At 41.9% G+C, this 20,862-nt stretch carries 19 protein-coding genes; 18 read left to right on the top strand and 1 reads right to left on the bottom strand.

Features of this window, described 5'->3' with window-relative positions; all coding sequences use genetic code 11:
• The first annotated feature begins 7 nt into the window (after positions 1–7).
• The 5 genes from scpB to FJN11_RS08595 all read left to right on the top strand — a co-directional run bounded on the left by scpB (position 8) and on the right by FJN11_RS08595 (position 3,018).
• On the top strand, positions 8–577 hold the full coding sequence (scpB, locus tag FJN11_RS08615) for an SMC-Scp complex subunit ScpB (protein ID WP_140224462.1): 570 nt from the start codon (positions 8–10) through the stop codon (positions 575–577).
• Positions 564–1,286, top strand: a complete 723-nt coding sequence (locus FJN11_RS08610) for a pseudouridine synthase (protein WP_130897957.1) — start codon at positions 564–566, stop codon at positions 1,284–1,286. The genes scpB and FJN11_RS08610 overlap by 14 nt, the downstream gene beginning before the upstream one ends.
• Positions 1,286–1,522 carry a membrane protein insertion efficiency factor YidD gene (yidD, locus tag FJN11_RS08605; RefSeq protein ID WP_140224461.1) on the top strand — a complete coding sequence of 79 codons (237 nt, stop codon included), beginning with the start codon at positions 1,286–1,288 and terminating at the stop codon, positions 1,520–1,522. Before FJN11_RS08610 ends, yidD begins: the two co-directional genes overlap by 1 nt.
• 115 nt (positions 1,523–1,637) lie before the next feature.
• Positions 1,638–2,702, top strand: a complete 1,065-nt coding sequence (gene pepA / locus FJN11_RS08600) for a glutamyl aminopeptidase (protein ID WP_000209170.1) — start codon at positions 1,638–1,640, stop codon at positions 2,700–2,702.
• Between the two features lie 19 nt (positions 2,703–2,721).
• Positions 2,722–3,018, top strand: a complete 297-nt coding sequence (locus FJN11_RS08595) for a bacteriocin immunity family protein (RefSeq protein ID WP_004260989.1) — start codon at positions 2,722–2,724, stop codon at positions 3,016–3,018.
• A gap of 97 nt (positions 3,019–3,115) precedes the next feature.
• Here the strand turns inward: FJN11_RS08595 and FJN11_RS08590 are convergent, their stop codons facing one another.
• Positions 3,116–4,747, bottom strand: coding sequence for a Na/Pi cotransporter family protein (locus FJN11_RS08590; protein WP_004260992.1), 1,632 nt, complete (start codon positions 4,745–4,747; stop codon positions 3,116–3,118).
• A gap of 303 nt (positions 4,748–5,050) precedes the next feature.
• On the opposite strand from FJN11_RS08590, the gene FJN11_RS08585 reads away from it, so the two are divergent.
• From FJN11_RS08585 to FJN11_RS08520, 13 genes are all read left to right on the top strand, one after another.
• Entirely contained in the window at positions 5,051–10,123 is a 5,073-nt protein-coding gene (locus FJN11_RS08585) for an endo-beta-N-acetylglucosaminidase (protein WP_140224460.1), read from the top strand.
• A 273-nt stretch (positions 10,124–10,396) separates the two neighbouring features.
• Positions 10,397–11,596 (top strand): phosphoglycerate kinase, encoded by a 1,200-nt coding sequence (locus tag FJN11_RS08575; protein ID WP_042750167.1) that lies wholly within the window; start codon positions 10,397–10,399, stop codon positions 11,594–11,596.
• 78 nt (positions 11,597–11,674) lie between these two features.
• The gene (locus FJN11_RS10740; RefSeq protein ID WP_176602632.1) at positions 11,675–11,890 is read left to right on the top strand and encodes a hypothetical protein; all 216 of its coding nucleotides are present in this window, start codon (positions 11,675–11,677) and stop codon (positions 11,888–11,890) included.
• A 140-nt stretch (positions 11,891–12,030) separates the two neighbouring features.
• Positions 12,031–12,558, top strand: a complete 528-nt coding sequence (locus tag FJN11_RS08565; protein ID WP_140224459.1) for an FUSC family protein — start codon at positions 12,031–12,033, stop codon at positions 12,556–12,558.
• A gap of 76 nt (positions 12,559–12,634) precedes the next feature.
• On the top strand, positions 12,635–12,991 hold the full coding sequence (gene glnR / locus FJN11_RS08560; RefSeq protein ID WP_000659548.1) for a transcriptional repressor GlnR: 357 nt from the start codon (positions 12,635–12,637) through the stop codon (positions 12,989–12,991).
• A gap of 35 nt (positions 12,992–13,026) precedes the next feature.
• Positions 13,027–14,373 carry a type I glutamate--ammonia ligase gene (gene glnA, locus FJN11_RS08555; RefSeq protein WP_140224458.1) on the top strand — a complete coding sequence of 449 codons (1,347 nt, stop codon included), beginning with the start codon at positions 13,027–13,029 and terminating at the stop codon, positions 14,371–14,373.
• 119 nt (positions 14,374–14,492) lie between these two features.
• Positions 14,493–14,813 (top strand): PadR family transcriptional regulator, encoded by a 321-nt coding sequence (locus tag FJN11_RS08550; RefSeq protein ID WP_084928142.1) that lies wholly within the window; start codon positions 14,493–14,495, stop codon positions 14,811–14,813.
• Positions 14,813–15,388 carry a DUF2812 domain-containing protein gene (locus tag FJN11_RS08545; protein WP_140224563.1) on the top strand — a complete coding sequence of 192 codons (576 nt, stop codon included), beginning with the start codon at positions 14,813–14,815 and terminating at the stop codon, positions 15,386–15,388. The genes FJN11_RS08550 and FJN11_RS08545 overlap by 1 nt, the downstream gene beginning before the upstream one ends.
• 34 nt (positions 15,389–15,422) lie before the next feature.
• Positions 15,423–15,935 (top strand): DUF2812 domain-containing protein, encoded by a 513-nt coding sequence (locus FJN11_RS08540; RefSeq protein WP_140224457.1) that lies wholly within the window; start codon positions 15,423–15,425, stop codon positions 15,933–15,935.
• A gap of 160 nt (positions 15,936–16,095) precedes the next feature.
• Positions 16,096–17,130, top strand: coding sequence for a heat-inducible transcriptional repressor HrcA (hrcA, locus tag FJN11_RS08535; RefSeq protein WP_140224561.1), 1,035 nt, complete (start codon positions 16,096–16,098; stop codon positions 17,128–17,130).
• Between the two features lie 26 nt (positions 17,131–17,156).
• Positions 17,157–17,681, top strand: a complete 525-nt coding sequence (gene grpE, locus FJN11_RS08530) for a nucleotide exchange factor GrpE (protein WP_000046029.1) — start codon at positions 17,157–17,159, stop codon at positions 17,679–17,681.
• Positions 17,682–18,059: 378 nt separating this feature from the next.
• Positions 18,060–19,883, top strand: coding sequence for a molecular chaperone DnaK (gene dnaK / locus FJN11_RS08525; RefSeq protein WP_000034667.1), 1,824 nt, complete (start codon positions 18,060–18,062; stop codon positions 19,881–19,883).
• Between the two features lie 247 nt (positions 19,884–20,130).
• Positions 20,131–20,763 carry a DJ-1/PfpI family protein gene (locus FJN11_RS08520; RefSeq protein WP_140224456.1) on the top strand — a complete coding sequence of 211 codons (633 nt, stop codon included), beginning with the start codon at positions 20,131–20,133 and terminating at the stop codon, positions 20,761–20,763.
• Positions 20,764–20,862 lie beyond the last annotated feature (99 nt).

Here is a 20,862-nt window from a genome sequence, read left to right as displayed (position 1 = left end):
AGGAAAGATGAGTACTTTAGCAAAAATAGAAGCGCTCTTGTTTGTAGCGGGTGAAGATGGGATTAGGGTCCGCCAGTTGGCTGAACTCCTCTCACTTCCACCGACAGGCATCCAACAGAGTTTAGAAAAATTAGCCCAGAAGTATGAAAAGGATCCAGATTCCAGTTTGGCTCTGATTGAGACAGGGGGCGCTTATAGATTGGTGACCAAGCCTCAATTTGCAGAGATTTTGAAGGAATATTCCAAGGCGCCTATCAACCAGAGTTTATCTCGGGCTGCTCTTGAGACCTTGTCCATCGTTGCCTACAAACAACCCATCACACGGATAGAAATTGATGCCATCCGTGGGGTCAACTCTAGTGGGGCCTTGGCAAAGTTGCAGGCCTTTGAATTGATACGAGAAGACGGGAAAAAAGAAGTGTTGGGTCGCCCCAACCTCTATGTGACTACAGATTATTTCCTAGATTACATGGGGATAAATCATTTGGAAGAATTACCAGTGATTGATGAGCTTGAGATTCAAGCCCAAGAAAGCCAATTATTTGGTGAAAGGATAGAAGAAGATGAGAATCAATAAGTATATTGCCCACGCAGGTGTGGCCAGTAGGAGAAAAGCAGAAGAGCTGATCAAGCAAGGTTTGGTGACGGTCAATGGTCAAGTGGTACGTGAACTAGCAACGACCATCAAGTCTGGTGACAAGGTCGAAGTTGAAGGTCAGCCTATCTACAACGAAGAAAAGGTCTATTATCTACTTAACAAACCACGCGGTGTCATTTCCAGTGTGACAGATGACAAGGGGCGTAAGACTGTTGTTGACCTCTTGCCTAACGTGAAGGAGCGCATCTACCCTGTAGGTCGTTTGGACTGGGATACATCAGGAGTCTTGATTTTGACCAATGATGGGGATTTTACGGATGAAATGATTCACCCTCGTAATGAGATTGACAAGGTCTACGTCGCGCGTGTTAAAGGTGTGGCAAATAAGGACAATCTCCGCCCCTTGACCCGTGGACTTGAGATTGATGGCAAGAAAACCAAGCCGGCTGTCTATGAGATTCTCAAAGTGGACCCAGTTAAAAACCGCTCTGTGGTGCAGTTGACTATCCATGAAGGGCGTAACCACCAGGTTAAAAAGATGTTTGAAGCTGTCGGTCTCCAAGTGGACAAGTTGTCACGGACTCGTTTCGGACATCTAGACTTGACAGGACTCTGTCCAGGAGAATCCCGTCGTCTTAATAAAAAAGAAATCAGCCAACTACACACCATGGCTGTAACCAAGAAATAATGAAACGAATTTTAATAGCGCCTGTGCGCTTTTACCAACGTTTTATCTCACCAGCCTTTCCACCCTCTTGTCGTTTTGAGCCTACCTGTTCAAACTATATGATTGAGGCTATTGAAAAACATGGCTTCAAGGGTGTCTTGATGGGCTTGGCTCGGATTTTACGTTGCCATCCCTGGTCGAAAACAGGCAAGGACCCCGTCCCAGACCATTTTTCACTCAAACGGAATCATAAATAAAACGAATTACAATGGTGATTCGTTTTTTCACAAGTAGTTTTATCTGGAATGATGATTCCCGCTATCCTTCTCCTATAAAAAGTGGTAAAATGGATGAAAGAAAGAAGGAACTGAAATGACAACATTATTTTCAAAAATCAAAGAAGTAACAGAACTTGCTGCGATCTCAGGTCATGAGGCACCTGTCCGTGCTTATCTTCGTGAAAAGTTGACACCGCACGTGGATGAAGTGGTGACAGATGGCTTGGGTGGTATTTTCGGAATTAAGCATTCAGAAGCTGCGGATGCGCCGCGCGTCTTGGTCGCTTCTCACATGGATGAAGTTGGTTTTATGGTCAGTGAGATTAAGCCAGATGGTACCTTCCGTGTCGTAGAAATCGGTGGTTGGAATCCTATGGTAGTCAGCAGCCAACGTTTCAAACTCCTGACTCGTGACGGTCGTGAAATCCCTGTGATTTCGGGTTCTGTCCCTCCACATTTGACTCGTGGTAAGGGTGGACCAACCATGCCAGCCATTGCCGATATCGTCTTTGATGGCGGTTTTGCGGACAAGGCTGAGGCAGAAAGTTTTGGCATCCGTCCTGGCGATACCATCGTACCAGATAGTTCTGCAATCTTGACGGCCAATGAGAAAAATATCATCTCAAAAGCTTGGGACAACCGCTACGGTGTTCTTATGGTGAGCGAGTTGGCGGAAGCTCTGTCAGGTCAAAAACTCGGAAATGAACTCTATCTTGGCTCTAACGTCCAAGAAGAGGTTGGTCTTCGTGGTGCTCATACTTCCACAACCAAGTTTGACCCAGAAGTCTTCCTAGCAGTTGATTGCTCACCTGCTGGTGATGTTTATGGCGGTCAAGGCAAGATTGGGGATGGAACCTTGATTCGTTTCTATGACCCAGGCCACTTGCTTCTCCCAGGGATGAAGGATTTCCTTTTGACAACGGCTGAAGAAGCTGGTATCAAGTACCAATACTATTGTGGTAAAGGCGGAACAGACGCTGGCGCAGCTCATCTGAAAAATGGCGGTGTCCCATCTACAACTATCGGTGTCTGCGCTCGTTATATCCACTCTCACCAAACCCTCTATGCAATGGATGACTTCCTAGAAGCGCAAGCTTTCTTGCAGGCCTTGGTGAAGAAATTAGATCGTTCAACAGTTGATTTGATTAAAAATTATTAAACTTAAGGAGGTGGTAGGGATGGTAGAACCAAACCTAGAAAGCCTTGTAAAAGATCTTTACAATCATGCTCGACATGATTTGAGTGAAGATTTAGTTGCTGCTCTCCTAGAGACTGCTAAAAAACTGCCTACTACAAATGAGCAATTGCTGGCAGTTCGTCTCTCAGGCCTGGTCAATCGTGAATTGCTCCTGAATCCCAAACATCCGGCACCTGAGTTGCTCAACTTGGCTCGCTTTATCAAAAGAGAAGAAGCCAAGTACAGGGGAACTGCAGCTTCTGCGCTTATGTACGGGGAGCTCTTTAAAATGCTTTGATTCCATTGTGAATCAAAGCATTTTTCTATATATTAGAAAAGCAATTCTTGGTTAGGACAAGAAAAAAGCCATCCCATTTAGGATAGCTTCTTGGATCTTAGATTTGTTCAGCGATGACCTTTTCAGCAAGGTTCATGGCGTGGTCAGATACACGAGTATAGTGGGAAATGATGTCGATAAAGTTGACCCCAGCTTGTGTTGAACACTCGCCCTTGTTGAGGCGTTTGATGTGGGTCTTTCTGAGAACACGTTCCATATTGTTGATTTCTTTATGGCGTTCAATCAGACTTTGAGCTTTTTCAATATCATTGTTTTCTACACTATCAAGGGCATCCTTGATAAAGCCAGTGGTTTTTTGATAGATATCAGCTAGTTCTTGCAAAGCAGCTTCAGAGAACTCAACATTTTTACGTTGAAGATAGTCGGTCAGATTGATTAGGGCTTCTGCGTGGTCCCCAATCCGTTCCAAATCACGGGATGAATCCAGAATGTTGGTGAGCACTTCACTTTCTTTCTGGCTAAGGGCCTCACTTGAAAGAGTAATCAGGTAACGAGTCAATTTTTCATCAATGGTATTGATGGCTTCTTCTGTCTTGTGGCCTTTTTCAGCAACCTTTTCATTAAGGTCAATGATGTAGTTGTATGAAAGGTCAAAGGCTTTAGAAGCATAATTTCCTAAGTGAAGGAGTTCTTTTTTCGCATTTCCGAGAGCGATTGATGGAGCTTGTTTAATCAAATGCTCATCAAGATAAAGTGGCTCGTACTTGACAACTTCATCTTCACCAGGGATGAGCTTGGTTACAAAGTAGGCCAAGGCTCCGATGAATGGAAATTGTACAATGGTGTTACTTACGTTAAAGGCACCGTGAGAGAAGGCAATGGTCATCTCAGGTGAGAGGTGAAGGAGTGCCTGGAAGTACTCAATCATAGATGTAAATGGGCCTAATAAGATTAAGCAAAGAATAGTCCCTAAAACGTTAAAGGTAACGTGGGTTGCAGCGACGCGTTTTGCAGAGACATTGGCTCCAGCTGCCGCGATGATAACTGTTAGGGTTGTCCCGATATTATCCCCGAAGAGAACCGGTAGAGAACCTTTAAGGTCCAGGAATCCGCCTGCATAGAGACCTTGCAAAATCCCGATTGTCGCAGAAGAAGCTTGGATGAGGACGGTAATCACTGCACCGGCAAAAACTCCCAACACAGGATTTTGTCCCAAGGTTACCATGTATTCCTTGAATTGTGGTAAATCTTTAAGAGGACTCATACCGGCACTGATGAGGTTGAGGGCGTAGAAGATTCCCCCTACACCAAACAGGATGCGCCCGATATTGTTTGCTGTTCTATTTTTGGTAAAGAAGAGGAACATGGTTCCAAGGAAAATCAGGGGTAAAGCATACTCACCAAGCTTGAAACCGATGATAAAGGAAGTAACGGTGGTTCCGATGTTGGCTCCCATGATAATTCCGATAGCCTGTCTAAGAGTGAGAAGACTAGCGCTGACCAGTCCAACCGTGATAACTGTAACCCCTGTACTTGACTGAATCAGGGCAGTCACGACAATCCCGACTAGAACACCTAAAAAGGGATTGCTAGTGTACTTGTCAATGTAAAAACGAAGGCGATCTCCAGCAGCTTGTTGCAAACCGTCTCCCATGGTCTTGATACTATACAAGAATAGTCCCAGACCACCTAAAAAGTGAAATAAAATTTCCTGCCAATTAATGGACATTTCTTTTTCCTCCGAAAAATAATAACGGAATTTCTCCTATTCTATTTTAAAGGATAAAAGTAAATCTAACAAGTGTTAAGCTAAGATTTTAGAAAGAAAATTCGTTAGAATGGGCCTTAATTATATTAATTTTACCAATTTCTAACCTAGATATAGGTATTTCCTTTTATATATTGACATTTAAAAGAAATATTTTAAAATGAGGGAGGAATTATCTTGGTCCCTGTGATTGGGATAAAAATTTTATAAAGAAAGTTAAGCGCTTTCTTTTGTGTAGCAAAATCAATCTTTTAGGAGGAGAAAATGAAGAATCCATTTTTTGAAAGACGTTGTCGTTACAGTATTCGTAAGTTATCAGTAGGAGCCTGCTCGCTGATGATTGGTGCTGTTTTATTTGCTGGTCCAGCCTTGGCTGAAGAAACTGCAGTTCCTGAAAATAGCGGAGCCAATACAGAGCTTGTTTCAGGAGAGAGTGAGCATCCAACTAATGAAGTTGACAAGCAGCATGAAGGAGAACATGCTAGAGAAAATAAGCCAGAAAAGGCAGAAGGAGTAGCGACAGCATCTGAAACTGCTTCGCCAGCAAGCAATGAAGCTGCAACTACTGAAACTGCAGAGGCAGTAAGCGCAGCTAAACCAGAGGAAAAAGCAAGTGAGGTGGCTGCGGAAACACCATCTGCAGAAGCAAAACCTAAGTCTGACAAGGAAACAGAAGCAAAGCCTGAAGGAACTAGCCAAGGGGATGAGTCTAAGCCAGCAGCAGAAGCTAATAAGACTGAAAAAGAAGTCCAGCCAGATGTCCCTAAAAATACAGAAAAAACATTAAAACCAAAGGAAATCAAATTTAATTCTTGGGAGGATTTGTTGAAATGGGAACCGGGTGCGCGTGAGGATGATCCCATCAATCGTTCCTCAGTTGAACTAGCTAAGCGCCATAGAGGTCAGTTGGTGAATGAAAAAGCAAGTAGAAGAGCCAAGGTTCAGGCGCTAGCAAATACCAACTCAAAGGCTAAAGATCACGCTTCTGTTGGTGGAGAAGAATTCAAAGCCTACGCCTTTGACTACTGGCAATACTTGGATTCAATGGTCTTCTGGGAAGGTCTCGTTCCAACTCCTGACGTTATTGATGCAGGTCACCGTAACGGGGTTCCTGTATATGGTACACTCTTCTTCAACTGGTCTAATAGTATTGCAGACCAAGAAAAATTCGCTGAAGCTTTGAAGCAAGACCCAGATGGTAGCTTCCCAATCGCCCGTAAATTGGTAGACATGGCCAAGTATTATGGTTATGATGGCTATTTCATTAACCAAGAAACAACTGGAGATTTGGTTGAACCACTTGGTGAAAAAATGCGTCAATTCATGCTCTATACAAAAGAATATGCGGCAAAAGTCAACCATCCAATCAAGTATGCTTGGTACGATGCCATGACCTATAAATATGGTCGTTACCACGAAGATGGTCTAGGTGATTACAACTACCAGTTCATGCAAAAAGAAGGTGACAAGGTCCCTGCGGATCAATTCTTTGCCAATTTCAACTGGAATAAGGAAAAGAATGACCACTCTGTAGAAATGGCAAAATGGCTGGAACGTAGCCAATATGATATCTTTGCAGGATTGGAATTGCAACAAGGTGGTTCTTATAAGACAAAAGTTAAATGGGATGCCCTCTTAGATGAAAAAGGCAAGTTACGTTTGTCACTTGGACTCTTTGCACCAGATACAATTACCAGTCTAGGAAAAACAGGTGAAGATTACCATAAAAACGAAGATATCTTCTTCACAGGTTACCAAGGAGATCCGACAGCTCAAAAACCAGCGGACAAAGAGTGGTATGGGATTGCTAATTTAGTTGCAGACCGCACACCAGCAGTAGGCCGGACCTTCACTACCTCCTTTAATACAGGCCATGGTAGAAAGTGGTTTGTAGACGGAAAGGTTTCTAAGGATTCTGAGTGGAACTACCGTTCGGTTTCAGGTATCTTGCCAACATGGCGCTGGTGGCAGACTTCAACAGGGGAAAAACTTCGTGCAGAATATGACTTTACAGATGCCTACAATGGCGGAAATTCCCTTAAATTCTCAGGTGATGTAGCTGGTAAGACGGACCAGGATGTTAATTTGTATTCTACTAAGTTAGAAGTAACTGAGAAAACCAAACTTCGTGTTGCCCACAAGGGAGGAAAAGGCTCGAAAGTTTATATGGCCTTCTCTACAACTCCAGACTACAAATTCGATGATGCAGATGCATGGAAAGAGCTAACCCTTTCTGACAACTGGACAAATGAAGAATTTGATCTCAGCTCACTAGCAGGTAAAACCATCTATGCAGTCAAACTCTTCTTCGAGCATGAAGGAGCTGTAAAAGATTATCAGTTTAACCTAGGTCAATTAACAATTTCAGACAATCACCAAGCACCACAAGCACCTACGGGCCTTTCTGTGGTGAAACAATCTCTTAAAAATGCCCAAGAAGCGGAAGCAGTGGTCCAGTTTGCGGGTAATCAAGATGCGGATTTCTATGAAGTCTACGAAAAAGATGGGGATAACTGGCGTTTGTTGACAGGTTCATCTGCTTTAACCATCTACTTGCCAAAAGTTAGCCGTTCTGCTAATGCGACTGGTACGACGCAAGAATTGAAAGTCGTTGCAGTTGGTAAAAATGGCCTTCGTTCAGAAGCTGCGACGACATCCTTTAACTGGAGCATGACTGTTCAGGATACGACTCTCCCAAGACCTTTGGCTGAAAATATTGTTCCAGGGGCAACGGTTATCGGTAGCACTTTCCCGAATACCGAAGGTGGAGAAGGTATTGAAGGTATGTTGAACGGTACCATTACCAGTCTTTCAGACAAGTGGTCTTCAGGACAATTGAGCGGTAGTGTCGATATTCGTTTGACCCAACCACGTCGTGTTGTCAGATGGGTGATGGATCATGCGGGAGCTGGTGGTGAGTCTGTTAACGATGGTCTGATGAACACCAAGGATTTTGATCTTTACTACAAGGATACAGATGGCGAGTGGAAACTAGCTAAGGAAGTCCGTGGTAATAAAGCGCACGTTACAGATATCACTCTTGACAAACCAATTACTGCCCAAGACTGGCGTTTGCATGTCATTACATCTGATAACGGAACACCTTGGAAGGCCATTCGTATCTACAACTGGAAGATGTACGAAGCCTTGGACACAGAAAGTCAAAATATTCCAATGGCTAAGGTAGCTGCTCGTTCACTTGGAAACCACCAAGTTCAACTAGGCTTCTCTGATGTTCCGGCAGGCGCAACCATCACCGTTTACGACAAGGCTGATTCACAAACACCAATTGCAACCTTGAAGACTGAAACTGGAGGTGACTTGGCAACAGCTCCATTGGGCTTTGATAAGCAACCAACTCTCCTATACTATCGTACCCAACTACCTGGCAAAGAAATCAGTAACACCTTGGCTGTAGCGATTCCACAGGATGAGAGAAAAATTGCTGCAGTTAGCCTTGAAAAAGGACCTAAAAAGACAGTTTATAAAGAAGGAGAAAAACTGGACTTCAGAGGCGGAACACTCCGTGTTCAATACGAAGGGGGACAAGCCGACGAGCTGATTAACCTTACTCACTCAGGTGTGACGGTATCTGGATACGACGCTCATCAAAAAGGGGAACAAAACCTAACACTTCAATACCTTGGTTTACCAGTGTCAGGTGATCTGAAAGTCCAAGTGACAGGACAGGATGAAGGAAAACCAAAAGAAGTAGCGGGTTTGTATATTACTAAGAAACCAAAAACAGACTATCTAGTAGGAGATCAACTGGATCTCTCTGAAGGTCGCTTTGGTGTTCTCTATGATGACGAGACAGAAGAGACTCACAGCTTTACTGATGAAGGTGTTGAAATCACGGGCTACGATGCTCAGAAGACTGGACGCCAGACCTTGACCCTGCATTACAAGGGGCACACAGCTGAGTTTGATGTTTTGGTTTCTCCAAAGGCTGCAGTTAATGATGAATACCTTAAACAAGAAATCACTGCTGCCCAAGGCCGTCAGTCAACCCTTGCCTATACCTTCTCAAGTGAGGACAAACAAGCTGTACTAGTAGAGAAACTCAATGCAGCGAAAGCTGTAGCAGAAAACCACAATGCTAGCCAAGAAGAAGTCAACAAAGCCTTGAATGAATTGAAACAAGCTGGAGCGGACTTGGATGGAAATCAACGTTATCAAACTGCTAGGGAAGAATTGGAAGGCTTGCTCGAATCCGTCCGTGAAAAAGATTCTCAAGCTGAGTTGATTGCCCAAGTAGAAGCTTTGTTGTCTTCACAAACGCCAACTCCACAAGCTTTTGCGGACATGAAAGAAAAGCTGAATAAGAAACTAGCTCCTGCAGAAGAAAGTCATCATGTTGGTAGCATGGATCCAAGTGAAGCAGTCCCAACAGTTGAGGTCCTCCCTGAACTAGTTGTTGAAACTGAAACAACAGCCTATGAGCGTCAAGAGCGACCAAATGCGAACCTTCTTAAAGGTCAACGTCAACTTGTCCAAAAAGGAGAAGAAGGGCAGATTCGTCGTCTAGTAGAAGTAGATAGTCAAGGCAATCGTACGCTTCACGCTACAGAAGTTTTGAAAGAAGCAACCCCTGAAATCGTAGAAGTTGGAACCAAAGTCTTTTCAAGTAATCAACCAGCAGAAGGAGTAAAAGATTTAATTCTAGAAATTCCGAAACTAGAAGTTGAAGAGGATACAGTGGCTTTCGAACGTCAAGAACGCCCAAGTGCAAGCCTTCTTAAAGGACAACACCAGCTGGTTCAATCAGGTGTGAAAGGACAAGTTCGTCGTTTGATTGAAGTAGATAGCCAAGGCAATCGTACCCTTCGTACAACAGAAGTTCTCAAGGAAGCTCTTCCGGAAATTACCGAAGTGGGTACAAAAGTTCTATCAAGCAATCAACCAGCAGAAGGAGTTAAAGATTTAGTTCTAGAAACTCCGAAATTAGAAGTTGAAGAAATTGCAGTATCCTTTGAACGTCAAGAACGTCCAAACTCAGAGCTTCTCAAAGGTCAACGTCGTATTGTGCAAGCTGGAGAAGAAGGACAAATTCGTCGCTTTGTAGAAGTAGATGCCCGAGGCAATCGCACCCTTCGTACAACAGAAGTTCTCAAGGAAGCTCTTCCGGAAATTGTTGAAGTTGGAACGAAAGTAGAGCAAGACTCTCAAAAAACAGGTCAAGATCTTTTAGCAACACCGACAAATGAAAAAGTAGGTAAAGAACTTCCAAATACTGGAGTAACAAGAGATGCTAGTCTAGTAGCAATAGGACTCCTCGGAGTGATAAGTGGCTATGGCCTACTTGCTGGAAAGAAGAGAGAAAACGAATCGATTTAGGATTCTTGCATTTCCTCATAACAACTAAAAACAAGGTTTGACTGCAGATTAGTCAAACCTCGTTTTAACTAGTAAAAATCAGTGGAAGAATGAGATGGATTAACTAGTTTTTCTTGTATTACTTAGTGATTTGGAAAGGTTTTTCTAGTTTTGATTTTCAGAAATGCTAGTTTTCGTTGCAAGAAAGAACTGGAAAAGTTTAGGGTTTTTCTATCTCTTTTGCTGATTTTGTGATATAATTAACACGTATAAAAAAAGAAGGAGTCATATCTAATGGCAAAATTGACTGTTAAAGACGTTGAATTGAAAGGGAAAAAAGTTCTCGTTCGTGTTGACTTCAACGTACCTGTAAAAGATGGCGTGATTACCAACGACAACCGTATCACTGCAGCTCTTCCAACTATCAAGTACATCCTTGAACAAGGTGGACGTGCTATCCTCTTCTCTCACCTTGGCCGTGTAAAAGAAGAAGCAGACAAAGCTGGTAAATCACTTGCTCCTGTAGCTGCTGACTTGGCAGCTAAATTGGGTCAAGACGTTGCTTTCCTTCCAGGTGTCACTCGTGGTGCTGAATTGGAAGCAGCTATCAACGCTCTTGAAGATGGACAAGTTCTCTTGGTTGAAAACACTCGTTACGAAGATGTTGACGGCAAGAAAGAATCTAAAAACGATCCTGAACTTGGTAAATACTGGGCATCACTTGGAGATGGTATCTTCGTAAACGATGCATTCGGTACAGCTCACCGTGCACATGCATCTAACGTTGGTATCTCAGCAAACGTTGAAAAAGCAGTTGCTGGTTTCCTTCTTGAAAACGAAATTGCCTACATCCAAGAAGCAGTTGAAGCTCCAGAACGTCCATTCGTGGCTATCCTTGGTGGTTCAAAAGTTTCAGACAAGATCGGTGTCATCGAAAACTTGCTTGAAAAAGCTGATAAAGTTCTTATCGGTGGTGGTATGACTTACACATTCTACAAAGCACAAGGTATCGAAATCGGTAACTCACTTGTAGAAGAAGACAAATTGGATGTTGCGAAAGCTCTTCTTGAAAAAGCAAACGGTAAATTGATTTTGCCAGTTGACTCTAAAGAAGCTAACGCATTTGCTGGTTACACTGAAGTGCGTGATACTGAAGGTGAAGCAGTTTCTGAAGGCTTCCTTGGTCTTGACATCGGTCCAAAATCTATCGCTAAATTTGACGAAGCTTTGACTGGTGCCAAAACAGTTGTATGGAACGGACCTATGGGTGTATTTGAGAACCCTGACTTCCAAGCTGGTACAATCGGTGTGATGGACGCTATCGTGAAACAACCAGGCGTTAAATCAATCATCGGTGGTGGTGACTCAGCTGCCGCAGCAATCAACCTTGGCCGTGCAGACAAATTCTCATGGATTAGTACGGGCGGAGGTGCTTCAATGGAACTTCTCGAAGGTAAAGTATTGCCAGGTTTGGCTGCACTTACAGAAAAATAATTTCAGCCCGTTAGTCTCTACAAAATCCTGATTTTGTAGAAAAAGGAACAAAACTGAAACGTTAACAAAAAGGTGGCTATGTCACCTTTTTGTGTTAGTGTAGGTATTTGTGACGCGGTGGTGGGGCATCAATGGAGCTTCTTGAAGGTAATACTCTTCGAAAATCAAATTCAAACCACGTCAACGTCGCCTTGCCGTACTCAAGTACAGCCTGCGGCTAGTTTCCTAGTTTGCTCTTTGATTTTCATTGAGTATAAAGTTCTTCCAGGACTTGCAGCCTTGACAGAAAAATAAGATTTTATAAATGAATCAAAGAAAAGAAGAGAGGGATGAAAGTTCCTCTTTTCTTTTGCTTAAAATAAAAACGCTTCCTCTCAACTATTACTCATAAAAATCACCGATTTATGATAAAATGGAAATAGAAAGTTGAGATTATGAATTATTTTAAAAAATATAAATTCGATAAATCCCAGTTCAAACTTGGTATGCGAACCTTTAAAACAGGTATTGCTGTTTTTCTAGTTCTCTTGATTTTTGGCTTTTTTGGCTGGAAAGGTCTTCAAATCGGTGCTTTGACAGCCGTTTTTAGCCTGAGGGAGAGTTTTGATAAGAGTGTCCATTTTGGTACTTCGCGTATTCTAGGAAATAGTATCGGTGGCCTCTATGCCCTAGTCTTCTTCTTATTAAATACCTTTTTCCACGAAGCTTTTTGGGTGACCTTGGTAGTTGTTCCAATCTGCACCATGTTAACCATTATGACAAATGTAGCCATGAATAACAAAGCAGGGGTTATTGGTGGTGTAGCAGCTATGTTAATTATTACCCTATCGATTCCGAGTGGTGAAACAATTTTGTACGTGTTTGCGCGTGTATCAGAAACTTTCATGGGAGTTTTTGTCGCAATTCTCGTAAATTACGATATTGATCGCATTCGTCTCTTTTTAGAGAAAAAAGAAAAATAATGTTACATTTTATAACATTATCAATTGACGTTTGTCTTTTTTTAGACTATAATAGACAGAAAGAAGGAAATTGTAAATGAAGGAAAAAGAATTTCGCCGAAATATGGCTGTTTTTCCTATCGGCAGTGTTATGAAGTTGACCGATCTATCGGCGCGTCAGATTCGTTATTATGAAGATCAAGAGTTGATTAAGCCTGATCGAAACGAAGGGAACCGTCGCATGTATTCCTTGAATGACATGGATCGTCTGCTTGAAATCAAAGATTATATCTCTGAAGGGTATAATATCGCTGCCATTAAGAAAAAATATGCTGAACGTGAAGCGAAGTCCAAGAAAGCGGTGAGTCAGACTGAGGTGCGTCGTGCACTTCACAATGAACTCCTTCAACAGGGTCGCTTTGCTTCAGTACGGTCACCTTTTGGTCGCGGTTAAGCAACCGCAAGTACTCATAATTAAGGAGAAAACTCATGCCAATCACAGCTGCAGATATTCGTCGTGAAGTCAAGGAAAAAAATGTTACCTTTATCCGTCTCATGTTCTCAGATATTTTGGGAACCATGAAAAACGTCGAAATTCCTGCTACAGATGAACAATTAGATAAAGTCTTGTCGAACAAGGCTATGTTTGATGGATCTTCTATCGAAGGTTTTGTACGTATCAATGAGTCGGATATGTACTTGTACCCAGACTTGGATACATGGACAGTCTTCCCGTGGGGAGATGAAAATGGAAGTGTTGCAGGTTTGATCTGTGATGTCTATACAACAGAAGGTGAGCCATTTGCAGGCGACCCTCGTGGCAATTTGAAACGTGCTCTTCGTCACATGGAAGAAGTGGGATTCAAATCCTTCAACCTTGGACCAGAGCCAGAATTCTTCCTATTTAAGTTGGATGAAAATGGGGACCCAACACTTGAAGTAAATGATAAGGGTGGCTATTTTGATTTGGCACCTACGGATCTTGCGGACAACACACGTCGTGAGATTGTCAATGTCTTAACCAAAATGGGATTTGAAGTAGAAGCGAGTCACCACGAGGTTGCGGTTGGACAGCATGAGATTGACTTTAAGTACGATGAAGTTCTCCGTGCTTGTGATAAGATTCAAATCTTTAAACTTGTTGTTAAAACCATTGCTCGCAAACATGGTCTTTACGCAACCTTTATGGCAAAACCAAAATTTGGTATTGCTGGATCAGGTATGCACTGTAATATGTCCTTGTTTGATGCAGAAGGAAACAATGCCTTCTTTGATCCAAATGATCCAAAAGGAATGCAGTTGTCAGAAACTGCCTACCATTTCCTTGGCGGTTTGATCAAGCATGCTTACAACTATACTGCTATCATGAACCCAACAGTTAACTCATATAAACGTTTGGTTCCATGTTATGAAGCGCCGGTTTACATTGCTTGGGCTGGTCGTAACCGTTCGCCACTTGTGCGCGTGCCTGCTTCACGCGGTATGGGAACTCGTCTTGAGTTGCGTTCAGTCGATCCAATGGCGAACCCTTACATCGCTATGGCTGTTCTTTTGGAAGTTGGTTTGCATGGTATTGAAAATAAAATCGAAGCACCAGCTCCTATCGAAGAAAATATCTACATCATGACAGCAGAAGAGCGTAAGGAAGCTGGTATTACAGACCTTCCATCAACTCTTCACAACGCTTTGAAAGCTTTGACAGAAGATGAAGTTGTCAGAGCAGCTCTTGGTGAGCATATCTACACTAGTTTCCTTGAAGCCAAACGAATCGAATGGGCAAGCTATGCAACCTTTGTTTCACAATGGGAAATTGATAACTATTTAGACCTTTACTAATACTAATATAGAAGAAAGATTGCCTGTGGGTGATCTTTTTTCTTGTGTTTTATATCGAGGTGTGATATATTTTATATAACGAAGTGCGATATATCGAACTGGATAGGAGGTGGCTATAAATGGAATTAACGGATAAGATTCGTCGAGTTTATCTTCCGATGACGGAAACGGGTTTTTATATCTTGTTCTGTCTGCAAAAGGAAGGTCATGGGTACAGTATTACGCAAAAGGTCAAGGAGATGACAGATTTGCAAGTTTCGATTAGTCCTGGAACTATGTATGGAACCTTGTCAAAGATGGAAAAGGATGGTTTGATTTCCTTTGTCCGCGAAGAGGAAAAACGGAAAATCTATCAGATTACAGACTTGGGACGCAAAGTCTTAGATATTGAATTGAAGCGTATTGAACGGCTCTATAGAAACAGTCGGGAGGAAGTATGATGGAAAAGAAAATTGTTTATCGAATTTTTACAATTGCGGATTATGAGAGGGAGGCTCTATACTTTAGAGAAATGCATGCTAAGGGCTGGAAGCTTAGGAAAGTAAGCTATTCTATCTTATTGTTTGCAGTTAAGTATACCTTTGAAAAGTGTCACCCTGAGCAGGTGTCTTATCGGTTGGATTTTTACCCAATGGAAAAATCAGAGAGAGTCTCCTATTTACAACTGTTTAAAGACTGTGGCTGGGAGTATATTACAGACTTTAATAGTTTTTCCTATTTTAGAAAAGTGCGTTCTAAAATTGAATCGAATGCAGAATTTGAAATCTATAATGACGCTGCTGGGAAGTTAGCTATGGTTAATCGCATTTTAAGACTGCGATTAGTGCCTGTTTTGCTTTTGCTAGCCATACATATACCATTCTTACTTAAATTGCTCAATAGAAGTAATGCGTATGGTCTATGGAGTTTACTTGCGGTTGGGCTAGATATTTTCTTATCTTTAATCCTTTTGTTAATGGTTGTCTATATTAGCTGGAAGTTATGGCATAAAAAGAAGGAATTATCAGATTTATGATAGGGTAGGTATGCTCAAAATTGGAGGGGAAGTCATGATAAATAAAAAGCAATTTCGGATTTTCACTATTCTTGATTTGGACAAGAAGGAAGAATATTTACATGAGATGCACTTAAAAGGTTGGAGGTATAGAACGAGTCGTTTTGGTTTGTTCTATTTTGACCAATGTCAACCAGACGATATCATCTACCGTATCTATGATTCTAGATTTCTTAAAAAGTATAAGCAAGAACTGCAAGATTTTAGAAATAGAGGTTGGGAATTGATAGAAACAGGTTTTTGTTCGATTCTTCGTAAATCGTCTTCTGATTTACTTCCAGAGGATCAAGTTTATATGAGTAAGGGGCTCAGATGGGAAGTTATGCGATCTAGACTTCGTTCATGTGCAGCTACTTTCTTAGGTGGTTTGGTTGTTTGTATGAGTTTATTTAAAGAAGAACTTTCTATGTCTTTCTTTATTATTTTTCTTTTATATGCTTTCATGATTTCTTATCTAATCTATGGTTATTTCAGACTAAAAAGGAAATATCGAGTAGATAAACAGTAAGGTTCTAGGTCTTTAGACTGATTTTTAGCACTCTTGATAAAAGAGTGCTAATTTTTTGAGTTTTTATCTTGACATTCTCTTTTAAGGGTGTATAATAGAATCATAAGTTAGCACTTGAGTGTATCGAGTGCTAATCGATCAGACAGAGAGGAGTGATGAGGTGGTTACAGAGCGTCAGCAGGATATTTTAAATCTGATTATTGACATCTTTACCAAAACGCACGAACCTGTCGGATCCAAAGCCTTGCAAGAGTCTATTAACTCTAGCAGCGCAACCATTCGTAATGATATGGCAGCTCTAGAAAAGCAAGGTTTGCTTGAGAAGGCTCATACTTCAAGTGGTCGGATGCCAAGTGTTGCTGGCTTTCAGTACTATGTGAAACACTCACTGGATTTTGACCGACTGGCTGAAAATGAGGTTTATGAGATTGTTAAAGCCTTTGATCAAGAATTCTTCAAGCTAGAGGATATTCTGCAAGAGGCTGCTAATCTACTGACAGACTTGAGTGGCTGTACAGTAGTGGCACTGGATGTTGAGCCGAGCAGGCAACGTTTGACAGCCTTTGATATCGTTGTTTTGGGTCAACATACAGCCTTGGCAGTATTTACCCTAGACGAGTCTCGAACGGTGACTAGTCAGTTTCTGATTCCAAGGAACTTTTTGCAGGAGGATTTGCTGAAACTGAAGAGCATCATTCAGGAACGTTTCCTCGGCCACACCGTTCTAGATATTCACTACAAGATTCGGACGGAGATTCCGCAGATTATCCAGCGTTACTTTACAACGACGGACAATGTTATCGATCTCTTTGAACATATCTTTAAGGAAATGTTCAACGAAAACATTGTGGTGGCGGGCAAGGTCAATCTCTTGAATTTTGCCAATCTGGCAGCCTATCAGTTCTTTGATCAACCGCAAAAGGTGGCTCTGGAGATTCGTGAGGGGTTGCGTGAGGATCAAATGCAAAATATCCGTGTTGCGGACAGTCAAGAGTCCTGTCTAGCTGACCTAGCGGTGATTAGTAGTAAGTTCCTCATTCCTTATCGGGGGGTTGGAATTCTAGCGATTATCGGTCCAGTTAATCTGGATTACCAACAGCTAATCAACCAAGTCAACGTAGTCAACCGTGTTTTGACTATGAAGTTGACAGATTTTTACCGCTACCTCAGCAGTAATCATTACGAAGTACATTAAGATTGAAATCATTAAAGGAGGCGAAAATGGCCCAAGATATAAAAAATGAAGAAGTAGAAGAAGTCCAAGAAGAGGAAGTTGTGGAAACAGCTGAAGAAACAACTCCTGAAAAGTCTGAGTTGGACTTGGCAAATGAACGTGCAGATGAGTTCGAAAACAAATACCTTCGCGCTCATGCGGAAATGCAAAATATCCAACGCCGTGCCAATGAAGAGCGTCAAAACTTGCAACGTTATCGTAGCCAGGACTTGGCAAAAGCGATTCTTCCTTCTTTGGATAACCTTGAGCGTGCACTTGCAGTTGAAGGTTTGACAGATGATGTGAAGAAGGGCTTGGAAATGGTGCAAGAAAGCTTGATTCATGCTTTGAAAGAAGAAGGAATCGAAGAAATCGCAGCTGACGGTGAATTTGACCATAACTACCATATGGCCATCCAAACTCTCCCAGCAGACGATGAACACCCAGCAGATACCATCGCCCAAGTTTTCCAAAAAGGATATAAACTCCATGACCGCATCCTACGCCCAGCAATGGTAGTGGTGTACAATTAAGATACAAAGCCCGTAAAAAGCTCACAGTAAAAATAGGAGATTGACGAAGTGTTCGATGAACACAAGGAAATCTATCTTTTTTACCCAGAGCTTAGGGCGTGTTCGGTTAGGCGATTCTGACGGTTGTAACATACATAATAGAAAACTTGTCCGAAACGACAATAAACTATGAAGAAAGATAAGAGGCAAGCCGGAGGCTTGCAAGGAAGATATTTCCCGCCGTGGTGAAAGTTTCAGTAGCTTTGGCTACTGAAACAGGGGATTTTTGAGACAATAGGCTCAAAAATAAGTGATGAAATCCCGTAGGGAGTTGCTCACGTCCCCACCACTTAAGGGAAATATCAAAAATAGAAAATTAACTAACAAGGAGAAAAACACATGTCTAAAATTATCGGTATTGACTTAGGTACAACAAACTCAGCAGTTGCAGTTCTTGAAGGAACTGAAAGCAAAATCATCGCAAACCCAGAAGGAAACCGCACAACTCCATCTGTAGTATCATTTAAAAACGGCGAAATCATCGTTGGTGATGCTGCAAAACGTCAAGCAGTTACAAACCCAGATACAGTCATCTCTATCAAATCTAAAATGGGAACTTCTGAAAAAGTTTCTGCTAATGGAAAAGAATACACTCCACAAGAAATCTCAGCTATGATCCTTCAATACTTGAAAGGCTACGCTGAAGACTATCTTGGTGAAAAAGTAACTAAAGCAGTTATCACAGTTCCTGCTTACTTCAACGACGCTCAACGTCAAGCAACAAAAGACGCTGGTAAAATCGCTGGTCTTGAGGTAGAACGTATTGTCAACGAGCCAACTGCAGCCGCTCTTGCTTACGGTTTGGACAAGACTGATAAAGAAGAAAAAATCTTGGTATTCGACCTTGGTGGTGGTACATTCGACGTATCTATCCTTGAATTGGGTGACGGTGTCTTCGACGTATTGTCAACTGCAGGGGACAACAAACTTGGTGGTGACGACTTTGACCAAAAAATCATTGACCACTTGGTAGCAGAATTCAAGAAAGAAAATGGTATTGACTTGTCTACTGACAAGATGGCAATGCAACGTTTGAAAGATGCAGCTGAAAAAGCGAAGAAAGACCTTTCTGGTGTAACTTCAACTCAAATCAGCTTGCCATTTATCACTGCAGGTGAGGCTGGACCTCTTCACTTGGAAATGACCTTGACTCGTGCGAAATTTGACGATTTGACTCGTGACCTTGTAGAACGTACAAAAGTTCCAGTTCGTCAAGCCCTTTCAGATGCAGGTTTGAGCTTGTCAGAAATCGACGAAGTTATCCTTGTTGGTGGTTCAACTCGTATCCCAGCCGTTGTCGAAGCTGTTAAAGCTGAAACTGGTAAAGAACCAAACAAATCAGTAAACCCTGACGAAGTAGTTGCTATGGGTGCTGCCATCCAAGGTGGTGTGATTACTGGTGATGTCAAAGACGTTGTCCTTCTTGACGTAACACCATTGTCACTTGGTATCGAAACAATGGGTGGTGTCTTCACAAAACTCATCGACCGCAACACAACAATCCCAACATCTAAATCACAAGTCTTCTCAACTGCGGCAGACAACCAACCAGCCGTTGATATCCATGTTCTTCAAGGTGAACGCCCAATGGCAGCAGATAACAAGACTCTTGGACGTTTCCAATTGACAGATATCCCAGCTGCACCTCGTGGAATTCCTCAAATCGAAGTCACATTTGACATTGACAAGAACGGTATCGTATCTGTTAAGGCCAAAGACCTTGGAACTCAAAAAGAACAAACTATTGTGATCCAATCTAACTCAGGTTTGACTGATGAAGAAATTGACCGTATGATGAAAGATGCAGAAGCTAATGCTGAAGCAGATAAGAAACGTAAAGAAGAAGTTGACCTTCGTAACGAAGTAGACCAAGCAATCTTTGCGACTGAAAAGACAATCAAGGAAACTGAAGGAAAAGGTTTTGACGCAGAACGTGACGCTGCCCAAGCTGCCCTTGATGATCTTAAGAAAGCTCAAGAAGACAACAACTTGGACGAAATGAAAGCAAAACTTGAAGCATTGAATGAAAAAGCTCAAGGACTTGCTGTTAAACTCTACGAACAAGCTGCAGCAGCCCAACAAGCTCAAGCAGGAGCAGAAGGTGCACAAGCAACAGGAAACGCAGGCGATGACGTCGTAGACGGAGAGTTTACGGAAAAATAAGATGTTGAGGCGTTAAGAAAACGAAAGAAAAATAGGAAGCCATCGCCTTGTGCGATGCACAAAAGATGGCTTGTCTTTTTTCCGAAGTTTTTAGCCGAAACTCAATTAAGCCTAACTCGTTAAGAATGTCAAATCATTAAAGTAATTGTTCTTCTACAGTGCTTTGCTTAAATGTTAATAATGATAGGAAGAAATCCAGAGGTTGCAACCCAGCCTCTGTTTTTCGGTAAAATAGAGGGTGTAGCTTATGAAAAAAGTACTTTGTGTCATTTATCCTAATTTTTCTCTTTATGAGATAACCACTTTAACAAGTACTTTAGCTCTGTCTTTTGATATCACGATTGATTATGTAGCTCCTGAGCATTCGATGGTGGTCTCTGAGGATGGTTTGCCTTGTCGAGCGACGAAAACATTGGATCAAATCCGTATAGAAGATTATTCTTGTGTGATTTTGCCAGGAATGGTAAATATAGGTCCTGCTCTACAAGACGAGAAATTGATCTCGTTTTTGAGAAGCCTTAATGAGCAAGATATCCTAATTGCAGCCATTTCTTCAGCGCCCATTTTATTGGCGAAAGCAGGCTTGTTGAACGACACGAAATTTACAGGTGGAATTTGGCAAAACTTCTTTGACTATTTTGAATTTCTTCCACGTGAGAATTTCCAACCGAAAGTTCTTGTCCAAGATAAACAAATCATTACGGCTATCGGTTTTGCACATCAAGAGTTTGCAAGAAAAGTGATTTTCGGTTTAGGGTTGGCAGAGAATACGGACAACTATTTTAAAGAACAGAACGAGTATGCTAAAGAGGATTTGATATTTACTTTATCAGATGAAGAGTTTAATCAAGTAAAGCAGAGTATAGAAAACAGCCTCTAAAGATTTACATGAAAATTATAGAAAGGAACAAGGGTGTTCGTAACTGAACACGGGTTCCCAAATTTATTACTCAATATAAAAGAAAGGAATTGAACCCGA

Origin of the sequence: Streptococcus symci (genome assembly GCF_006385165.1) — a bacterium.
Taxonomy (GTDB): Bacteria; Bacillota; Bacilli; order Lactobacillales; family Streptococcaceae; genus Streptococcus; species Streptococcus symci.
Note: the sequence above shows the minus strand (reverse complement) of the source record. Positions and strands in the feature narration are given on the sequence as shown.

Excerpts from the sequence above, each read along its gene's own strand:
- FJN11_RS08565 (WP_140224459.1), top strand. The coding sequence starts at position 12,031 with ATGAATTATTTTAAAAAATATAAATTCGATAAATCCCAGTTCAAACTT.
- yidD (WP_140224461.1), top strand. The coding sequence starts at position 1,286 with ATGAAACGAATTTTAATAGCGCCTGTGCGCTTTTACCAACGTTTTATC.
- dnaK (WP_000034667.1), top strand. The coding sequence starts at position 18,060 with ATGTCTAAAATTATCGGTATTGACTTAGGTACAACAAACTCAGCAGTT.
- pepA (WP_000209170.1), top strand. The coding sequence starts at position 1,638 with ATGACAACATTATTTTCAAAAATCAAAGAAGTAACAGAACTTGCTGCG.
- glnA (WP_140224458.1), top strand. The coding sequence starts at position 13,027 with ATGCCAATCACAGCTGCAGATATTCGTCGTGAAGTCAAGGAAAAAAAT.
- FJN11_RS08590 (WP_004260992.1), bottom strand. The coding sequence starts at position 4,747 with ATGTCCATTAATTGGCAGGAAATTTTATTTCACTTTTTAGGTGGTCTG.
- scpB (WP_140224462.1), top strand. The coding sequence starts at position 8 with ATGAGTACTTTAGCAAAAATAGAAGCGCTCTTGTTTGTAGCGGGTGAA.
- FJN11_RS08550 (WP_084928142.1), top strand. The coding sequence starts at position 14,493 with ATGGAATTAACGGATAAGATTCGTCGAGTTTATCTTCCGATGACGGAA.
- FJN11_RS08585 (WP_140224460.1), top strand. The coding sequence starts at position 5,051 with ATGAAGAATCCATTTTTTGAAAGACGTTGTCGTTACAGTATTCGTAAG.
- glnR (WP_000659548.1), top strand. The coding sequence starts at position 12,635 with ATGAAGGAAAAAGAATTTCGCCGAAATATGGCTGTTTTTCCTATCGGC.
- FJN11_RS08520 (WP_140224456.1), top strand. The coding sequence starts at position 20,131 with ATGAAAAAAGTACTTTGTGTCATTTATCCTAATTTTTCTCTTTATGAG.
- FJN11_RS08575 (WP_042750167.1), top strand. The coding sequence starts at position 10,397 with ATGGCAAAATTGACTGTTAAAGACGTTGAATTGAAAGGGAAAAAAGTT.
- FJN11_RS08545 (WP_140224563.1), top strand. The coding sequence starts at position 14,813 with ATGGAAAAGAAAATTGTTTATCGAATTTTTACAATTGCGGATTATGAG.
- grpE (WP_000046029.1), top strand. The coding sequence starts at position 17,157 with ATGGCCCAAGATATAAAAAATGAAGAAGTAGAAGAAGTCCAAGAAGAG.
- FJN11_RS08540 (WP_140224457.1), top strand. The coding sequence starts at position 15,423 with ATGATAAATAAAAAGCAATTTCGGATTTTCACTATTCTTGATTTGGAC.
- FJN11_RS08595 (WP_004260989.1), top strand. The coding sequence starts at position 2,722 with ATGGTAGAACCAAACCTAGAAAGCCTTGTAAAAGATCTTTACAATCAT.
- FJN11_RS10740 (WP_176602632.1), top strand. The coding sequence starts at position 11,675 with ATGTCACCTTTTTGTGTTAGTGTAGGTATTTGTGACGCGGTGGTGGGG.
- FJN11_RS08610 (WP_130897957.1), top strand. The coding sequence starts at position 564 with ATGAGAATCAATAAGTATATTGCCCACGCAGGTGTGGCCAGTAGGAGA.